The organism is Luteimonas sp. TWI382, from assembly GCF_039674545.1.
In the GTDB taxonomy this organism is placed as follows: Bacteria; Pseudomonadota; Gammaproteobacteria; order Xanthomonadales; family Xanthomonadaceae; genus Luteimonas.
Window position 1 is genome coordinate 1 of the sequence record NZ_JBDJNS010000027.1, and the last position, 13639, is coordinate 13639.

The 13639-nt window shown below is 70.9% G+C and carries 17 protein-coding genes; 9 read left to right on the forward strand and 8 right to left on the reverse strand.

From position 1 onward, the window contains the following. Positions 1–220 precede the first annotated feature (220 nt). The 5 genes from hemE to ABE505_RS14310 all read right to left on the reverse strand — a co-directional run bounded on the left by hemE (position 221) and on the right by ABE505_RS14310 (position 4290). Positions 221–1294 (reverse strand): uroporphyrinogen decarboxylase, encoded by a 1074-nt coding sequence (hemE, locus tag ABE505_RS14290; protein ID WP_346445172.1) that lies wholly within the window; start codon positions 1292–1294, stop codon positions 221–223. A gap of 44 nt (positions 1295–1338) precedes the next feature. Beyond that, positions 1339–1599: a WGR domain-containing protein gene (locus ABE505_RS14295; protein ID WP_346445173.1), complete on the reverse strand. Its 261-nt coding sequence runs from the start codon at positions 1597–1599 to the stop codon at positions 1339–1341. A gap of 68 nt (positions 1600–1667) precedes the next feature. Beyond that, positions 1668–2762, reverse strand: a complete 1095-nt coding sequence (gene aroB, locus ABE505_RS14300) for a 3-dehydroquinate synthase (RefSeq protein WP_346445174.1) — start codon at positions 2760–2762, stop codon at positions 1668–1670. An 89-nt stretch (positions 2763–2851) separates the two neighbouring features. Beyond that, entirely contained in the window at positions 2852–3412 is a 561-nt protein-coding gene (locus tag ABE505_RS14305) for a shikimate kinase (protein WP_346445175.1), read from the reverse strand. A 68-nt stretch (positions 3413–3480) separates the two neighbouring features. After that, complete coding sequence (locus tag ABE505_RS14310; protein ID WP_346445176.1) at positions 3481–4290, reverse strand: kinase; 810 nt, start codon at positions 4288–4290, stop codon at positions 3481–3483. Positions 4291–4349: 59 nt separating this feature from the next. On the opposite strand from ABE505_RS14310, the gene pdxH reads away from it, so the two are divergent. Both pdxH and ABE505_RS14320 read left to right on the forward strand, forming a co-directional pair. After that, entirely contained in the window at positions 4350–4988 is a 639-nt protein-coding gene (gene pdxH, locus ABE505_RS14315; protein WP_346445221.1) for a pyridoxamine 5'-phosphate oxidase, read from the forward strand. 117 nt (positions 4989–5105) lie between these two features. Further along, a complete protein-coding gene (locus ABE505_RS14320) occupies positions 5106–5723 on the forward strand; it encodes an NAD(P)-dependent oxidoreductase (protein ID WP_346445177.1) in 618 nt (205 codons plus the stop codon). Between the two features lie 55 nt (positions 5724–5778). On the opposite strand, the gene ABE505_RS14325 is transcribed toward ABE505_RS14320, so the two are convergent. Continuing rightward, positions 5779–6252: a DUF4426 domain-containing protein gene (locus tag ABE505_RS14325; protein ID WP_346445178.1), complete on the reverse strand. Its 474-nt coding sequence runs from the start codon at positions 6250–6252 to the stop codon at positions 5779–5781. Further along, on the reverse strand, positions 6245–7087 hold the full coding sequence (proC, locus tag ABE505_RS14330) for a pyrroline-5-carboxylate reductase (protein WP_346445179.1): 843 nt from the start codon (positions 7085–7087) through the stop codon (positions 6245–6247). Before proC ends, ABE505_RS14325 begins: the two co-directional genes overlap by 8 nt. A gap of 170 nt (positions 7088–7257) precedes the next feature. Between proC and ABE505_RS14335 the strand changes: the two genes are divergently transcribed. From ABE505_RS14335 to ABE505_RS14350, 4 genes are all read left to right on the forward strand, one after another. Then, positions 7258–8295: a type IV pilus twitching motility protein PilT gene (locus ABE505_RS14335; RefSeq protein WP_346445180.1), complete on the forward strand. Its 1038-nt coding sequence runs from the start codon at positions 7258–7260 to the stop codon at positions 8293–8295. A gap of 106 nt (positions 8296–8401) precedes the next feature. Then, on the forward strand, positions 8402–9532 hold the full coding sequence (locus ABE505_RS14340; protein WP_346445181.1) for a PilT/PilU family type 4a pilus ATPase: 1131 nt from the start codon (positions 8402–8404) through the stop codon (positions 9530–9532). Positions 9533–9640: 108 nt separating this feature from the next. Beyond that, positions 9641–10420: a M48 family metallopeptidase gene (locus tag ABE505_RS14345; protein ID WP_346445182.1), complete on the forward strand. Its 780-nt coding sequence runs from the start codon at positions 9641–9643 to the stop codon at positions 10418–10420. Positions 10421–10555: 135 nt separating this feature from the next. Continuing rightward, positions 10556–11182, forward strand: coding sequence for a superoxide dismutase (locus ABE505_RS14350; protein ID WP_183427425.1), 627 nt, complete (start codon positions 10556–10558; stop codon positions 11180–11182). Positions 11183–11258: 76 nt separating this feature from the next. Here ABE505_RS14350 and ABE505_RS14355 read toward each other — a convergent pair whose 3' ends face one another. Beyond that, positions 11259–11798 (reverse strand): DNA-3-methyladenine glycosylase I, encoded by a 540-nt coding sequence (locus tag ABE505_RS14355; protein ID WP_346445183.1) that lies wholly within the window; start codon positions 11796–11798, stop codon positions 11259–11261. A 107-nt stretch (positions 11799–11905) separates the two neighbouring features. Between ABE505_RS14355 and ABE505_RS14360 the strand changes: the two genes are divergently transcribed. From ABE505_RS14360 to ruvX, 3 genes are all read left to right on the forward strand, one after another. Continuing rightward, positions 11906–12361, forward strand: a complete 456-nt coding sequence (locus ABE505_RS14360) for a peptidylprolyl isomerase (RefSeq protein WP_346445184.1) — start codon at positions 11906–11908, stop codon at positions 12359–12361. 186 nt (positions 12362–12547) lie between these two features. Next, positions 12548–13102 carry a YqgE/AlgH family protein gene (locus ABE505_RS14365; RefSeq protein ID WP_346445185.1) on the forward strand — a complete coding sequence of 185 codons (555 nt, stop codon included), beginning with the start codon at positions 12548–12550 and terminating at the stop codon, positions 13100–13102. Continuing rightward, positions 13099–13587, forward strand: coding sequence for a Holliday junction resolvase RuvX (gene ruvX, locus ABE505_RS14370; protein ID WP_346445186.1), 489 nt, complete (start codon positions 13099–13101; stop codon positions 13585–13587). The genes ABE505_RS14365 and ruvX overlap by 4 nt, the downstream gene beginning before the upstream one ends. Positions 13588–13639 lie beyond the last annotated feature (52 nt).

A 13639-nucleotide genomic window follows, 5' to 3' on the forward strand; every position in this document is an offset into this window, starting at 1 on the left:
GGCCCGCCTTCCCAAACCGGGGCGGCCCCGGGGGTCTGTGTCCTTTTGCGGGGGGCTATTTGGCCCCCTGACCCCGGTTTTGCGAGCAGACGCGCAGAGCGGGCTCGCCCGTCGCGCGCTCGACGCCGACGCCGGCCGTCAGTCCTCGGCTTAGACGTTGGCGATCGAGCTTCGGACGGATGCAGCGCCGCCCGTTGAAAGAAGGTGCGCGCCTCCGGTCTCAGCGCGCGCTGTAGGCGTGCACCTCGTCGACCAGCACCGCGACGTGGTCGGGGTTCATGTCCGGTGACATGCCGTGGCCGAGGTTGAACACGTGGCCGTCGCGCGAGCCCTGGTTGCCGGCGGCGTAGCTGTCGAGCGCTCGCCGCACTTCGCTGCGGATCGCATCGGGCGCGCCGTACAGCGTCGCCGGGTCGAGGTTGCCCTGCAGGGCGACACGGCCGCCGGTGCGGCGCGCGGCATCACCAAGCTCGATCAGCCAGTCCACGCCGACACCGTCGGCGCCGGTCTGTGCGAGGTCCTCGAGATAGGCGGCGGTGCCCTTGCCGAACAGGATCAGCGGTGCGCGGTCGGCGCCGTCGCCGCGCTCGAGTTCCTTGGCGATGCGCGCCAGGTACGGCAGCGAGAACTCGCGGTACATCGCCGGGCTCAGCACGCCGCCCCAGGTGTCGAACACCTGCAGCGCCTGCGCACCGGCGGCGCGTTGTGCGGCCAGGTAGGCGATCACCGCGTCGGTGTTGACCGACAGCAGCGCGTGCAGCGCCTGCGGGTCGTTGAGCGCCATCGCCTTGATGCGCGCGAAGTCCTTGCTGCCACCGCCCTCGACCATGTAGCAGGCCAGCGTCCACGGGCTGCCCGAGAAGCCGATCAGCGGCACCGCACCGTCGAGCTCACGACGGATCAGCCGCACCGCGTCCATCACGTAGCGCAGTTCGGTCTCCATGTCCGGCACACCGAGCCGGGCGATCGCTGCGGCGTCGCGCACCGGGTGGCGGAACTTGGGGCCTTCGCCTTCGACGAAGTACAGCTCCAGGCCCATCGCATCGGGGATGGTCAGGATGTCGGAGAACAGGATCGCCGCGTCGAGCGGGAAGCGGCGCAACGGCTGCAGCGTGACCTCGCAGGCGATCTCCGGCTGCTTGGCCATGCCCAGGAAGCTGCCTGCCTGGCGACGGGTCTCGCGGTACTCGGGCAGGTAGCGCCCGGCCTGGCGCATCAGCCAGACCGGCGTGCGGTCCACGGGCTCGCGGCGCAGTGCGCGCAGGAAGCGGTCGTTCTTCAGGGGTGCGGACAAGGCGTTCTTCCTTACTCGGTGCGTCGGCGTGCGCCGCGCGGGCATCAGGGGGCGGGCGGCACCGTCGTTGCGTGTGTGCCGACCAGGTGGAAACCGCGCCGCAGCTGGGTGTCGCGCGCACGTTGGAGTGCGCCCAGCGCACTGGGCTCGTCGGCGTACTGCTGGCTGCGCAACTGGCTGCGACCGCCGATCTGCCCCGACTCGCGCACCAGCGTCCAGCCGCCGAGCAGGTCGGGCTGCAGCATCAGCTGGACGAAACGCGCGGCCTCGTGGCCTTGGGCCGGTTGTTGCAGCAGCAGTCGCATGGGCGGCATTGTACGGGGCGCAGGCAAGGCGCGGGCCGCGTTGCGGGGAACGCGGTGTCGCAACGGCGTCAGCCGGTGCGCAGCACGCCGATCACTGCGCTTTCGGGCACGTCGGCCAGCACCTGCGCGCGGCCGGCGCCGGACCAGACGATGAAACGCAGGCCGCCGGCCTGGGCCTTCTTGTCGAGCCGCATGTGCGCCAGCAGCCGTTCGGGATCGAGGCCTGCCGGCAGCGCGACCGGCAGGTCCAGGCGGGACAGCAACGCGGAAAGGCGTGCGGTGTCGTCGGCCGGCGCCAGACCCAGCGCTTCGGACAGGCGCGCGGCGAGCACCATGCCGACCGCGACCGCCTCGCCGTGGTTGAGTCCGTCGTAGCCCTGCTCGGTCTCGATCGCGTGGCCGAAGGTGTGGCCAAGGTTGAGCAGCGCGCGTTCGCCGTGCTCGAAGGGATCGCGCGCGACGATCGCGGCCTTGTGCGCGCAACTGCGCGCGACCGCCTCGCTCAGCACGGCCTCGTCCATGGCCAGCAGCGCTGGTGCTTGGGCATCGAGCCAGTCGAGAAAGGGGGCATCGGCGATCGCGCCGTACTTGACCACTTCGGCCAGGCCGGCGCGCAACTCGCGCGCAGGCAGGGTGCGCAGCGCCCCGGTATCGGCAATCACTGCGCGCGGCGGATGGAAGGCGCCGACCAGATTCTTGCCTTGCGGCAGGTCGACCGCGGTCTTGCCGCCGACCGACGAATCGACCATGGCCAGCAGCGTGGTCGGCAGTTGCACGCAGTCGATACCGCGCATCCAGCACGCCGCGGCGAAGCCGGCCAGGTCGCCGATCACGCCGCCGCCCAGGGCGAACAGGGTCGCATCGCGGCGCAGCCGCGCCTGCGCCATCGCGTCGATGACCTGGGTGAAATGGGCCAGGGTCTTGGCCGACTCGCCGGCCGGCAAGACATGGCGATGCACGCGCAGGTCCGGGCGGGCGGCCTGCAGCGCGGCGGCGACCCGGTCGGCGTAGAGCGGGGCGACGTGGCGATCACTGACCAGCATCGCCTCGCCGCCGCGCACGTGACGGGCGAGCAGCGCGCCGTCGTCGAGCAGCGCAGGGCCGATGTGGATGGCGTAGGGGCGTTCGCCGGCGACGGCGACTTCACGAAGCGATGGGGGCATGGGGGATGACTCGGTTGCGCGTGGGGTCTGGCCCGTGGCATCGACGTGGCGCACGCCAGGCGGGGGACGTGGGGATGGCGCGGCGGCGCTCATGCGGCCGGCCGATCCGGTGTCGGGGATGTGGCGGGTCGCCAGTGGGTCTCGACCAGATGGCCGAGCGCGACCGCGGCTTCCGCGCAGCCGTAGACGCCGGTATCGAAGCGCAGATGGGCCGCCTGCGCATACAGCGGTGCGCGCACTTGTGCCAGCCGATGCAGCACGTCGCTGCGATCGTCACCGGCGATCAGCGGCCGTGCCCGGTCGCGGGCCAGGCGGGCGAGCTGGGTGTCGACATCGGCGTGCATATGGACCACGAAGCCGCGCTCGCGCATGCACCGCCGGTTCTCGGCGTCGAGCACCGCGCCGCCGCCGGTCGCGATGATCTGGCGCGTGCCCTCGAGCACCGCGGCCAGCGTCGCCTGTTCGCGCGCGCGGAAGCCCGCTTCGCCCTCGCAGTCGAAGATCGTGGCGATCGTCGCGCCGGTGCGGACCTCGACCTCGTGGTCGACGTCGACGAACGCCAGCCCGAAGCGTGCCGCCAGACGGCGGCCGATTGACGACTTGCCGGCACCCATCGGACCGACGAGCACGAGGTTGGGGGCGGAATGCATGGCCGAATCCTAGCAGCGGTGCGCCTCGCATCGGTGCCGGTCGCACGTCGTTGCGGGCGCGGGGCCGATCAGTCGGGCGGGCATACGCGCCGCTGCGCGTCCAGAGCGATCACGACATCGGCCGCGTCCGGCAACGTGCGCAGCAGGCGCCGGCTGACGCGCTCGTAGTGCTGCACGAAGCGTTCGACCTGGGCGCGGTCCATGCCGGCCCGGTCGGGCGTCGCGCGGCGCAGCGCCTGTTCCTGCTGCCAGCGCCAGCTCGGTACCACCTCGAAGCCGGGCGGTTGCAGGAACAGCAGCCGGTCCATGCGCTGCCACAGCGCGGGGTAGTCGCGGGCGAGCGCGGTATTGCACCAGCGGCGCCACGTGCCGTCGGGATCTTCGTCGCGCTCCAGCGCGTTGATCGGCGTGGCGAGCGCGTCCGCAGGTTCAGGCGTCGCGCCCAGGCACCAGCCCTCGAATACGGTCAATGCGACCGGTCCGGCGCTCGCCCCGTCGGCCGGCGGCCGACGGTCGTCGCAGCCCTTGTCGAAGCGTGGCAGCCGGGCGATGCCGCCGGCGCGCAGCGTGTCGAGCAGCGCGCAGCCCAGTGCGACCGCATGCGTGCCTGGCGGGCCACGGGTGGCGAGCAGCGGATGCACGGTGCGGGCCAGGGTCTGCCGGGCATCACGGTCGAGATAGAGGTCGTCGAGCGAGAGCACCGCGATCGCGAGCCCGCGCGCCCGACCGGCGTCGGCGAGTTGGGCGGCCAGCGTCGACTTGCCCGTGCCTTGCAGGCCGCTGATGCCGAGCACGCGCGTGTCGTGCCGCAGGGCATCGTCGAGCACGCGCGCGACGAGCGCGTCGGGCCATTGCGTGGGCGAGGGCGGGGTGGCCATCGCGTCACGATACCCGAGCGTCGAGGCCGCCAGTGGCCAACTGCACGCCGACGTTCGACATCGCGACGCGGCGGCGCGATGATCGGCACATGACCACGCCCTGCGCCGCCTTGCTGACCGAAGCCCTGTCCACGTTTTCCGTGCTGTTCGACGAGGCCGCCGCGGCCGGCGAGCCCGACCGCACCGCGATGACCGTCGCCACCGCCGCCCTTGACGGGCGCCCGTCGGCGCGCGTCGTGCTGCTCAAAGCCTGGGACGAGCGCGGTTTCGTGTTCTACACCCATCTCGACGGCCGCAAGGGCCGCGAGCTGCAGGACAACCCGCAGGCGGCGTTGCTGTTCCATTGGCCGCGCGTGCGCCACGGCGTGCAGGTCCGCATCGAGGGGCCGGTGGTGATCGTCGGCGACGAGGAGGCCGACGCGTACTTCGCGTCGCGGCCGCGCGGCAGCCAGCTCGGGGCCTGGGCTTCGCGGCAGTCTGAAGAACTCGACGATCGCGCGACCTTCGAGCAGCGGCTCGACGATGTCGCCGGCGAGTTCGAGGGGCGCGAGGTGCCGCGCCCGCCGCGCTGGTCGGGCCTGCGTGTCCGTCCCGACCGCATGGAGTTCTGGTACGGCGCCGACTATCGCCTGCACGAGCGCTGGCTCTATGAGTGCGACGCCGCTGGCAATTGCCGCAAGCGGATGCTCTATCCCTAGAGCGCTCGCCGGCCCGACGCGGCCGGTGCGGGAACGGAACGCTGCTTTGCGCTGCCGGTGGCCCACCGCGGCGGCCTGCGCACTAGCATGCAGGCCCCCCGCTTCGAGAATCCCTCCATGCAACGCATCGCCATTATCGGCGTGACCGGTCGGGTCGGGTCGCGCCTGGCGCGCGAACTGCTCGCGCGTGGCCACCGGGTGACCGGCATCGCCCGCAACACCGCCGATGTTCCCCCGCAGGCGGGGCTGAGCCTGCAGTCGGCCGATGCCTCGCGCAGCGCGTCGCTCGCGCCGGTGCTGGCCGGGCACGATGTCGTGGTCAGCGCCGCCCGCTTCGACGGGGGACCGAGTGCGCAGGTCGTCGTCGACGCGGTCCGTGCGGCCGGCGTGTCGCGGCTGCTGGTCGTCGGCGGCGCGGGCAGCCTGGAGGTCGCGCCGGGCGTCGCATTGATCGACACCCCGGAGTTCCCCGAGGCCTACCGTGCCGAGGCCGCCGCCGGCCGTGCGTTCCTGCAGGCCTTGCGCGACGTCGCCGACCTCGACTGGACCTTCGTGTCGCCGGCGGCGGTGTTCGAGCCCGGCGAGCGCACCGGCGTGTTCCGGGTCGGCGGCGACAGCCTGCCGGTCGATGCCCAGGGCCGCAGCGCGATTTCGATGGAGGATTACGCCATCGCGTTCGCCGACGAAATCGAACGTCCCGCGCATCCGCGCCAGCGCATCAGCGTCGGCTACTGAGGCCACTGCACGGCGTCGCGGGCGGGCCGCGGCGCCTGGAGGCCCTTGCGCGTGGTCAGCGCGGGATCTCGCGGCTGAAACGCAGCACGGTGCGGGCGCCGTCGGCGCCCGCGACCTCGAGCGCCAGCCGCAGGGTGTCGGGGCCGGACGCGCGGGCCGTGGCGACATGTTCGACCTGTCCATCGACGGTCACCTGTGCGAACGCCAGCGACTGACGCACACCGCGCAGGTCGCGCGCATGGCCGGTCACGCTCACCCGTGGCGCGGCATCGCCGTCGCGCACACTGACCAGTACGAGCACGCGGTCATCGCCGCGGTCGATGCCGTACTGGCGCGCGGCGGCATCGGAGATACGCGCAGTCGGCACGACGCTGGCCTCGATCTCGGCCGTGCCGAGCATGGCGCGTTCGGGCATCGCGAGGGTGTTGCCGCCACTGTTGGTGCCTGGCGGGGGCGTCGACGGCTCGGCACCACAGGCGGCGAGCGCCAGCGCCAGCATGGCCACGAGCGGTCGCCGGCGTTCAGTCATTGGCGGCCGACAGTTCGGCGCCGCGCCGCGCCGCGCTGGCGATCGCCTCGGCCACCAATGCGCGCAGCCCGCCGGCCTCGAAGGCCTCGATTGCCGCCTGGGTGGTGCCGCCGGGCGAGGTCACCCGCTGGCGCAGCGCGGCGGGCGCCTCGTCGCTCTCGGTGAGCATGCGCGCCGCGCCGAGCACCGTCTGCAGCACGAGTGTGCGCGCATCGGCCGGCGGCAGGCCCTGGGCGACGGCTGCCGCTTCCATGGCTTCGGCGAGCAGAAAGACGTAGGCCGGGCCGCTGCCCGAGACCGCGGTGACCGCGTCCATGCGCGCTTCGTCCTCGATCCACACCGTGGGTCCGGCGCTGCGCAGCAAGGCATCGGCGCGCTGGCGCCCGGCCGGATCGACCTGTGCGTTGGCGAACAGGCCGGTCACGCCGGCGCCGAGCAGGGCAGGGGTGTTGGGCATCGTGCGCACGACCGCGACCCCGCCGCCGAGCCAGCGCTCGAGCTGTGCGGCGGTGATGCCCGCCGCGATCGACAGCACCAGCGGACGCGCTTCGGCGGCCCGCGGCGCGAGCGCCTCGCAGACCTCGCGCAACACCTGCGGCTTGGTCGCCAGCACCCAGGTCCCGGCGCCGGCGACCGCTTCGGCGGCGGTCTCGAACGTCAGGATGCCGAAGTCGCGGGCGAGCGCCTCGCGGGTACCGGCGTTCGGGTCGGCGACGCGGATCGTGCGCGGGTCGGCATCGCGCGCGAGCAGCCCGCCAATCAGGCTGCGCGCCATGTTGCCGCCGCCCACGAAGGCGGTCGCGGTGTGGGTGTCGGAGACGGAGGCTGGAGGCATGAGAAGTCCGGGAAATGGCAGGAAGGGCGCCGTCCCGGATGCCGTGCCGCGCAGTCCGGCGACGCGGCCGCATCGGGGCTGCGACGGCGGGGTCTATACTGCCGCCGGACACCGGGCGGCGCCAGCCGCCGCTGGCCTGCGCCGTCGCCGGACCACCAACGAGGAACCCCATGGACATCGCCGAACTGCTGGCGTTCTCGGTCAAGAACAAGGCCTCCGACCTGCACCTGTCAGCCGGCCTGCCGCCGATGATCCGCGTCGACGGCGACGTGCGGCGCATCAACATTCCCGCGCTCGACCACAAGCAGGTGCACGCGCTGATCTACGACATCATGTCGGACAAGCAGCGGCGCGACTACGAGGAGTTCCTCGAGGTCGACTTCTCGTTCGAGATCCCGGGCCTGGCGCGCTTCCGCGTCAACGCGTTCAACCAGAACCGCGGCGCTGGTGCGGTGTTCCGCACGATTCCGTCCGAGGTGCTGACCCTCGACGACCTCAACTGCCCGCCGATCTTCCGCCAGCTCATCGACCAGCCGCAGGGCCTGATCCTGGTGACCGGGCCGACCGGCTCGGGCAAGTCGACCACGCTGGCGGCGATGCTCGACCACATCAACAAGAACGAATACGCGCACATCCTGTCGGTCGAGGATCCGATCGAGTTCGTGCACACCTCGCACAAGTGCCTGGTCAACCAGCGCGAAGTCCACCGCGATACCCACGGCTTCAAGGAGGCGCTGCGCTCGGCGCTGCGCGAGGACCCCGACTACATCCTGGTCGGCGAGTTGCGCGACCTGGAGACGATCCGCCTGGCACTGACCGCCGCCGAGACCGGCCACCTGGTGTTCGGCACCCTGCACACCAGCTCGGCGGCCAAGACCATCGACCGCATCATCGATGTCTTCCCGGCCGGGGAGAAGGCGATGGTGCGCTCGATGCTGTCGGAAAGCTTGCGCGCGGTGATCTCCCAGGCGCTGCTCAAGAAGGTCGGCGGCGGCCGCACTGCGGCCTGGGAGATCATGGTCGGCATTCCGGCGATCCGGAACCTGATCCGCGAGGACAAGGTCGCGCAGATGTACTCGGCGATCCAGACCGGCCAGCAGTCGGGCATGATGACCCTCGACCAGCATCTCCAGGACCTGGTCAGGCGTGGCGTCGTCGCACGCGCCCAGGCCAAGGAACATGCGAAGGACAAGCGACTTTTCGAGTGAGCCCGTGATTTGGGGGTCGGTGAACAGTGGTCCGTGACGGCGACGCGCGGCGGCTCGTTCCAATCACGAATTGCCCATGATCGATCACGGCGCCGCAGGAGCACTGATGAGCAGCCTCGACTTCACTTCGTTCCTCAAGCTGATGGCCCACCAGCGGGCCTCGGATCTGTTCATCACCGCCGGCCTGCCGCCGTCGATGAAGGTGCACGGCAAGATCTCGCCGATCACGCAGACACCGCTCACGCCGCAGCAGGCGCGCGACATGGTGCTCAATGTGATGACGCCGCCGCAGCGCGAGGAGTTCGAGCGCACGCACGAATGCAACTTCGCGATCGGGGTTTCCGGCGTGGGGCGGTTCCGCATCTCGTGCTTCTACCAGCGCAACCAGGTCGGCATGGTGCTGCGGCGCATCGAGACGCACATCCCGACGATCGAGGAACTGAACCTGCCGGCAGTGGTCAAGACGCTGGCGATGACCAAGCGCGGCATCGTGATCATGGTCGGCGGCACCGGTGCCGGCAAGTCGACATCGCTGGCGGCGATGATCGGCTACCGCAACCAGAACTCGACCGGCCACATCATCACGATCGAGGATCCGATCGAGTTCGTGCATCGGCACGCCGGCTGCATCATCACCCAGCGCGAGGTCGGCATCGACACCGACAGCTGGGAGGCCGCGCTCAAGAACACCCTGCGCCAGGCGCCGGACGTGATCATGATCGGCGAGGTGCGCACGCGCGAGGGCATGAACCACGCGATCGCGTTCGCCGAGACCGGCCACTTGGTGCTGTGCACGCTGCACGCCAACAACGCCAACCAGGCGATGGACCGGGTCATCAATTTCTTCCCCGAGGACCGGCGCAGTCAGTTGCTGATGGACCTGTCGCTCAACCTCAAGGGCGTCATCGCCCAGCAGCTGATCCCCACGCCCGACGGCAAGGGCCGGCGCGCGGCGATGGAAATCCTGCTCGGAACCCCGCTGGTGCAGGACTACATCCGCGAAGGCGAGATTCCCAAGCTCAAGGAGATCATGAAAGAGTCGACCAACCTGGGCATGAAGACCTTCGACCAGTCGTTGTTCGAGCTCTACCAGGCCGGCGAGATCTCCTACGAGGACGCGCTGCGCTACGCCGATTCGACCAACGAGGTGCGCCTGCGCATCAAGCTGGCGCAGGGGGGCGATGCGCGCACGCTGGCCCAGGGCCTGGACGGGGTGGAAGTCGCCGAGGTCCGCTGAGAGCGGGCTGCCGGACGCTTGATCGGCGAGGCGCGTGCGGCTGAAAATCCGCGCGCGGCGACGGGCCCGGTGCGCGTCGCCGATCCGATCCCATTACAAGGAAGCACCATGCACCACTTCGTTCCCCGCTGCGTCCTGGCTGTCTCGCTGCTGGCCGCGGCGGTCTCGGCCGCGCACGCGCAGAGCGCGCTCGACCGGCTCAAGGGGTTAGGCGGCGGCCGGGCCCAGACCGCGCTGGATGTCGGTAGCGACGTCGTCAAAGGGCTGACGCTCAGCGATGCGGACATCGCCACCCTCGGCGCCGAGGCCGCGCTCGCCTACGACGCCGAGAACCTCGTCGCGCCCGCCAGCGATCCCTACGCGCAGCGGCTGGCGCGTCTGGTCTCCGGTTGGGAGAACGATGCCGGCCTGAATCTCAACTTCAAGGTCTACCGCACGCCCGAGATCAACGCCTTCGCTTTGCCCGACGGCTCGGTCCGAGTGTTCAGCGGCCTGATGGACGCGATGGACGACGACGAACTGCGCTTCGTCATCGGGCACGAGATCGGCCACGTCAAGCACGGCCACAGCAAGGCCCGGTTCCGGACCGCCTATCTCGCCCAGGCGGCGCGCAAGGGCGTGGCGAGTACCGGCAACGCAGCCGGCCGCCTGGCGGCGTCCGAACTGGGCGGCGTGGTCGAAGACGTGGTCAAGGCGCAGCATTCGCAGTCCAACGAGCTCGAGTCCGACGGCTACGGCCTGGGGCTGTTGCAGCGCGGCGGCTTCAATCCGCAGGCGGCCGTGACCGCATTGCAGAAGCTCGACGACGGCGGCCCCAAGGCCGGCATGCTGTCCAGCCATCCCGATCCGGCGCGGCGCGCACAGCGCATCCAGGCGCAGTTGCGCTGAGGGCGCCGGGCACGCGTCGCGAAACGCTGCGTTGTTCCGATTTGGCACCGGCTATGCGTATCGTAGCCGGGCCTTGTCGCCAGTTTGACCTCCGTCGGAGGACAATGGCGCATTCATCTAAGAGGAGTCCCGCTGATGGCCTACACCCTTCCCGAACTTGGCTACGCCTACGACGCGCTCGAGCCGCACATCGACGCCAAGACGATGGAGATCCATCACACCAAGCACCACCAGACCTACATCAACAACGCCAACGCCGCGCTCGAAGGCACCGAGTGGGCGGATCGCCCGGTCGAGGAACTGGTGGCCAACCTCGACAAGCTGCCCGAGGACAAGCGCGGTCCGCTGCGCAACAACGCGGGCGGCCATGCCAACCACTCGCTGTTCTGGACGGTGATGTCGCCCAAGGGCGGCGGCGCGCCGGTCGGCGATGTGGCCAAGCACATCGACAGCGACCTGGGCGGTTTCGATGCGTTCAAGGAGGCCTTCACCAAGGCCGCGATCAGCCGCTTCGGCAGCGGCTGGGCCTGGCTGTCGGTCGACAAGGCCGGCACGCTGAAGGTCGAGAGCAGCGCCAACCAGGACAATCCGCTGATGCAGGGCATTGGCTCGGGCAACACCCCGATCCTGGGTCTGGACGTCTGGGAACACGCCTACTACCTCAAGTATCAGAACCGTCGCCCGGACTACATCGCCGCGTTCTACAACGTCGTCGACTGGAACGAAGTCGAGCGCCGCTACCAGGCCGCGGTCAAGGGCTGAGCCTGCGCCCACGCCTGTGGCAACCGTTCCGGCCGCGCAAGCGGCCGGAATGCGTTCGGGGTGCCGGATCCGGCGGTCAGCGCGCGGTCCGGCGCGCGAGCGTCCGTGCGACCGGGCAGTCGGCGCGGTGTGCGCCGGGCAGATAGCCCAGGCTCATCAGGAACTCGCCGGTGATCTCCCCGCCGGTGAACCGGAACGTGCGCTTGAACAGCTTCACCCACGAGGCCTTGTCGCGCGGCCTGCCGTCTTCGTTGGCGTGCGCGTCCAGCCACGCGGCGAAGCCGCCATGACTTGCACGCAGGCCCTGTACGACCTGGGCGTTGTGGATCGCCGCGTCGATCTTGAGCCGGTTGCGGATGATCGCCGGGTCGGCCAGCAGGCGCGCGCGGTCGGCCTCGCCGTAGCCGGCGACAGTATCGACATCGAAGCCGTCGTAGGCGGCACGAAAGCCCGCGCGCTTGCGCAGCACTGTCTCCCAGCTCAGCCCGGCCTGGTTGATCTCCAGCAGCAGGCGCTCGAACAGCACCGCTTCCTCGCGCTGCGGAAAGCCGTACTCGGTGTCGTGGTAGGGCCCGTGCAGCGGATGGCCGGGCGCGATGTCGCAGTAGCCGCTCATGCGCGCAGCATAGGCAGGCCCGGCGCCGGGCGCCAGACACCAGACACCGGCTTGCGCCCTTCACGGGGGCCGCGCGACCATGCGCCATCGCCCAGCAGGAACTGCCGATGGAAATCGCACACCGTCGTGTCGCCACGGTCCACTTCACGCTGTCGGACACCTCCGGCGCGCAGATCGCCACGACCCGCGGCCATGATCCGCTGGTCTACATGCACGGCAGCGGCGCGATCATCCGTGGGCTGGAAGAGGCGCTCGAGGGGCACAGCGCGGGGGACACGTTCACCGTCGAGATTCCGCCCGAAGCCGGCTTCGGGCCGCGCCACGACGGCCTGGTGCAGCGCCTGCCGCGCAGCGTGTTCACCGGCAGCGCCGTGCCGGCGGTCGGCGAGAAGCTGCGTGCGCAGACCGAGAAGGGCCCGCTGGACGTCACCGTCACCGCGCTCGATGCCGACAGCATCACGGTAGACGGCAACAATCCGCTGGCCGGGCGCACGCTGCGCGCCGAGGTCGAGGTGGTCGGCGTGCGGGTGGCGACGCCGCAGGAGATCCAGTTCGGGCTGTGACGGCGCGGCGTCGGGTGCAGCCCGGCCCGGACCGGCGACTAACGCCAGCCGGCGATGCCGATGCGGACCGCCAGGGGGCGGGCTTGCGCGGCAGGCGGCGAGGGTGGGCAGTGGATCGCGCCTGCGCGATGCTGGCCTTCAGGTCGTGCACGCGTCGCCTGCGGGGCGGCCGGCTAGAATGTCGCCATGTCGTTCTTCGCCAATCACCTGCTGGTCGCGCTGCCGGCGCTGCAGGATCCCGACTTCGCGCGCTCGGTCGCGCTGATCTGCCAGCATGACGCCGATGGCGCGATGGGTGTGGTCGTCAACCGGCCCTCGGAGTACACCCTGGGCGAGGTGTTCGAGCAGATGGGCATCGTGCTCATCGACCAGCGCCTGCGCGACCACCGTGTACTGGCCGGTGGGCCGGTGCATCCCGAGCGCGGCTTCGTGCTGCACGACGGCGACCCGCGCTGGGACTCGAGCCTGGCGATCGCCGAGGGACTGAGCGTGACCACGTCGCGCGATGTGCTCGAAGCGATGGCGGCCGGCGAAGGGCCGGACAACGCGATCGTCGCGCTCGGCTGTGCCGGGTGGGGCGCCGGCCAGCTCGAGCAGGAACTGACCCAGCACAGCTGGCTGACCGTGCCCGCCGATGCCCCGTTGCTGTTCGACACCCCGCTCGACGCGCGCTGGCAGGCGGCGGCCGGCCGGATCGGCGTCGATATGACCCTGGTCGTCAGTCACGGCGGACGGGCGTGAGCGAGGCCGGGTCCGAATCCGCTGCCCCGGCGATCCGCCGCGACGGCACGGTGCTCGGGTTCGATGTCGGGGCGCGGCGCATCGGCGTGGCCGTGGGCAGCGCGTTCGGCCACGGCGCGCGCGCGCTGGCGGTGGTTGACGTGCATGGCGGCCAGATCGACTGGCCGGCGGTCGTGCGGCTGCACAAGGACTGGCGGCCCGACGGCATGATCGTCGGCGACCCACTGACCCTGGACGGCGGCGACCAGCCCGCACGGGTCCGGGCGCATGCGTTCGCGCGCGAACTCGTCGCCCGCTTCGGCCTGCCGGTCGTGCTGATCGACGAGCGGGCGAGTTCGATCGAGGCGGCCCGCCGCTTCGCTGTCGACCGGGCCGAGGGGCGCCGGCGCCGCCGCGACGCGGCGACACTCGACGCAGTCGCCGCGGCGGTCATCGTCGAGCGCTGGCTCGCCGCGCCGGACACCGGCACGCCGGTGATGCGCTGACCGACGCGCGCTATCCGCGCGGGCACCGGGTGCGGGACAATCGAGCTCCCGC

Bases quoted from the DNA above. Each gene is read 5' to 3' on its own strand.
- ABE505_RS14295 (WP_346445173.1), bottom strand. From the start codon at position 1,599: ATGCGACTGCTGCTGCAACAACCGGCCCAAGGCCACGAGGCCGCGCGT.
- aroB (WP_346445174.1), bottom strand. From the start codon at position 2,762: ATGCCCCCATCGCTTCGTGAAGTCGCCGTCGCCGGCGAACGCCCCTAC.
- ABE505_RS14305 (WP_346445175.1), bottom strand. From the start codon at position 3,412: ATGCATTCCGCCCCCAACCTCGTGCTCGTCGGTCCGATGGGTGCCGGC.
- ABE505_RS14310 (WP_346445176.1), bottom strand. From the start codon at position 4,290: ATGGCCACCCCGCCCTCGCCCACGCAATGGCCCGACGCGCTCGTCGCG.
- ABE505_RS14320 (WP_346445177.1), top strand. From the start codon at position 5,106: ATGCAACGCATCGCCATTATCGGCGTGACCGGTCGGGTCGGGTCGCGC.
- ABE505_RS14325 (WP_346445178.1), bottom strand. From the start codon at position 6,252: ATGACTGAACGCCGGCGACCGCTCGTGGCCATGCTGGCGCTGGCGCTC.
- proC (WP_346445179.1), bottom strand. From the start codon at position 7,087: ATGCCTCCAGCCTCCGTCTCCGACACCCACACCGCGACCGCCTTCGTG.
- ABE505_RS14335 (WP_346445180.1), top strand. From the start codon at position 7,258: ATGGACATCGCCGAACTGCTGGCGTTCTCGGTCAAGAACAAGGCCTCC.
- ABE505_RS14340 (WP_346445181.1), top strand. From the start codon at position 8,402: ATGAGCAGCCTCGACTTCACTTCGTTCCTCAAGCTGATGGCCCACCAG.
- ABE505_RS14345 (WP_346445182.1), top strand. From the start codon at position 9,641: ATGCACCACTTCGTTCCCCGCTGCGTCCTGGCTGTCTCGCTGCTGGCC.
- ABE505_RS14350 (WP_183427425.1), top strand. From the start codon at position 10,556: ATGGCCTACACCCTTCCCGAACTTGGCTACGCCTACGACGCGCTCGAG.
- ABE505_RS14355 (WP_346445183.1), bottom strand. From the start codon at position 11,798: ATGAGCGGCTACTGCGACATCGCGCCCGGCCATCCGCTGCACGGGCCC.
- ABE505_RS14360 (WP_346445184.1), top strand. From the start codon at position 11,906: ATGGAAATCGCACACCGTCGTGTCGCCACGGTCCACTTCACGCTGTCG.
- ABE505_RS14365 (WP_346445185.1), top strand. From the start codon at position 12,548: ATGTCGTTCTTCGCCAATCACCTGCTGGTCGCGCTGCCGGCGCTGCAG.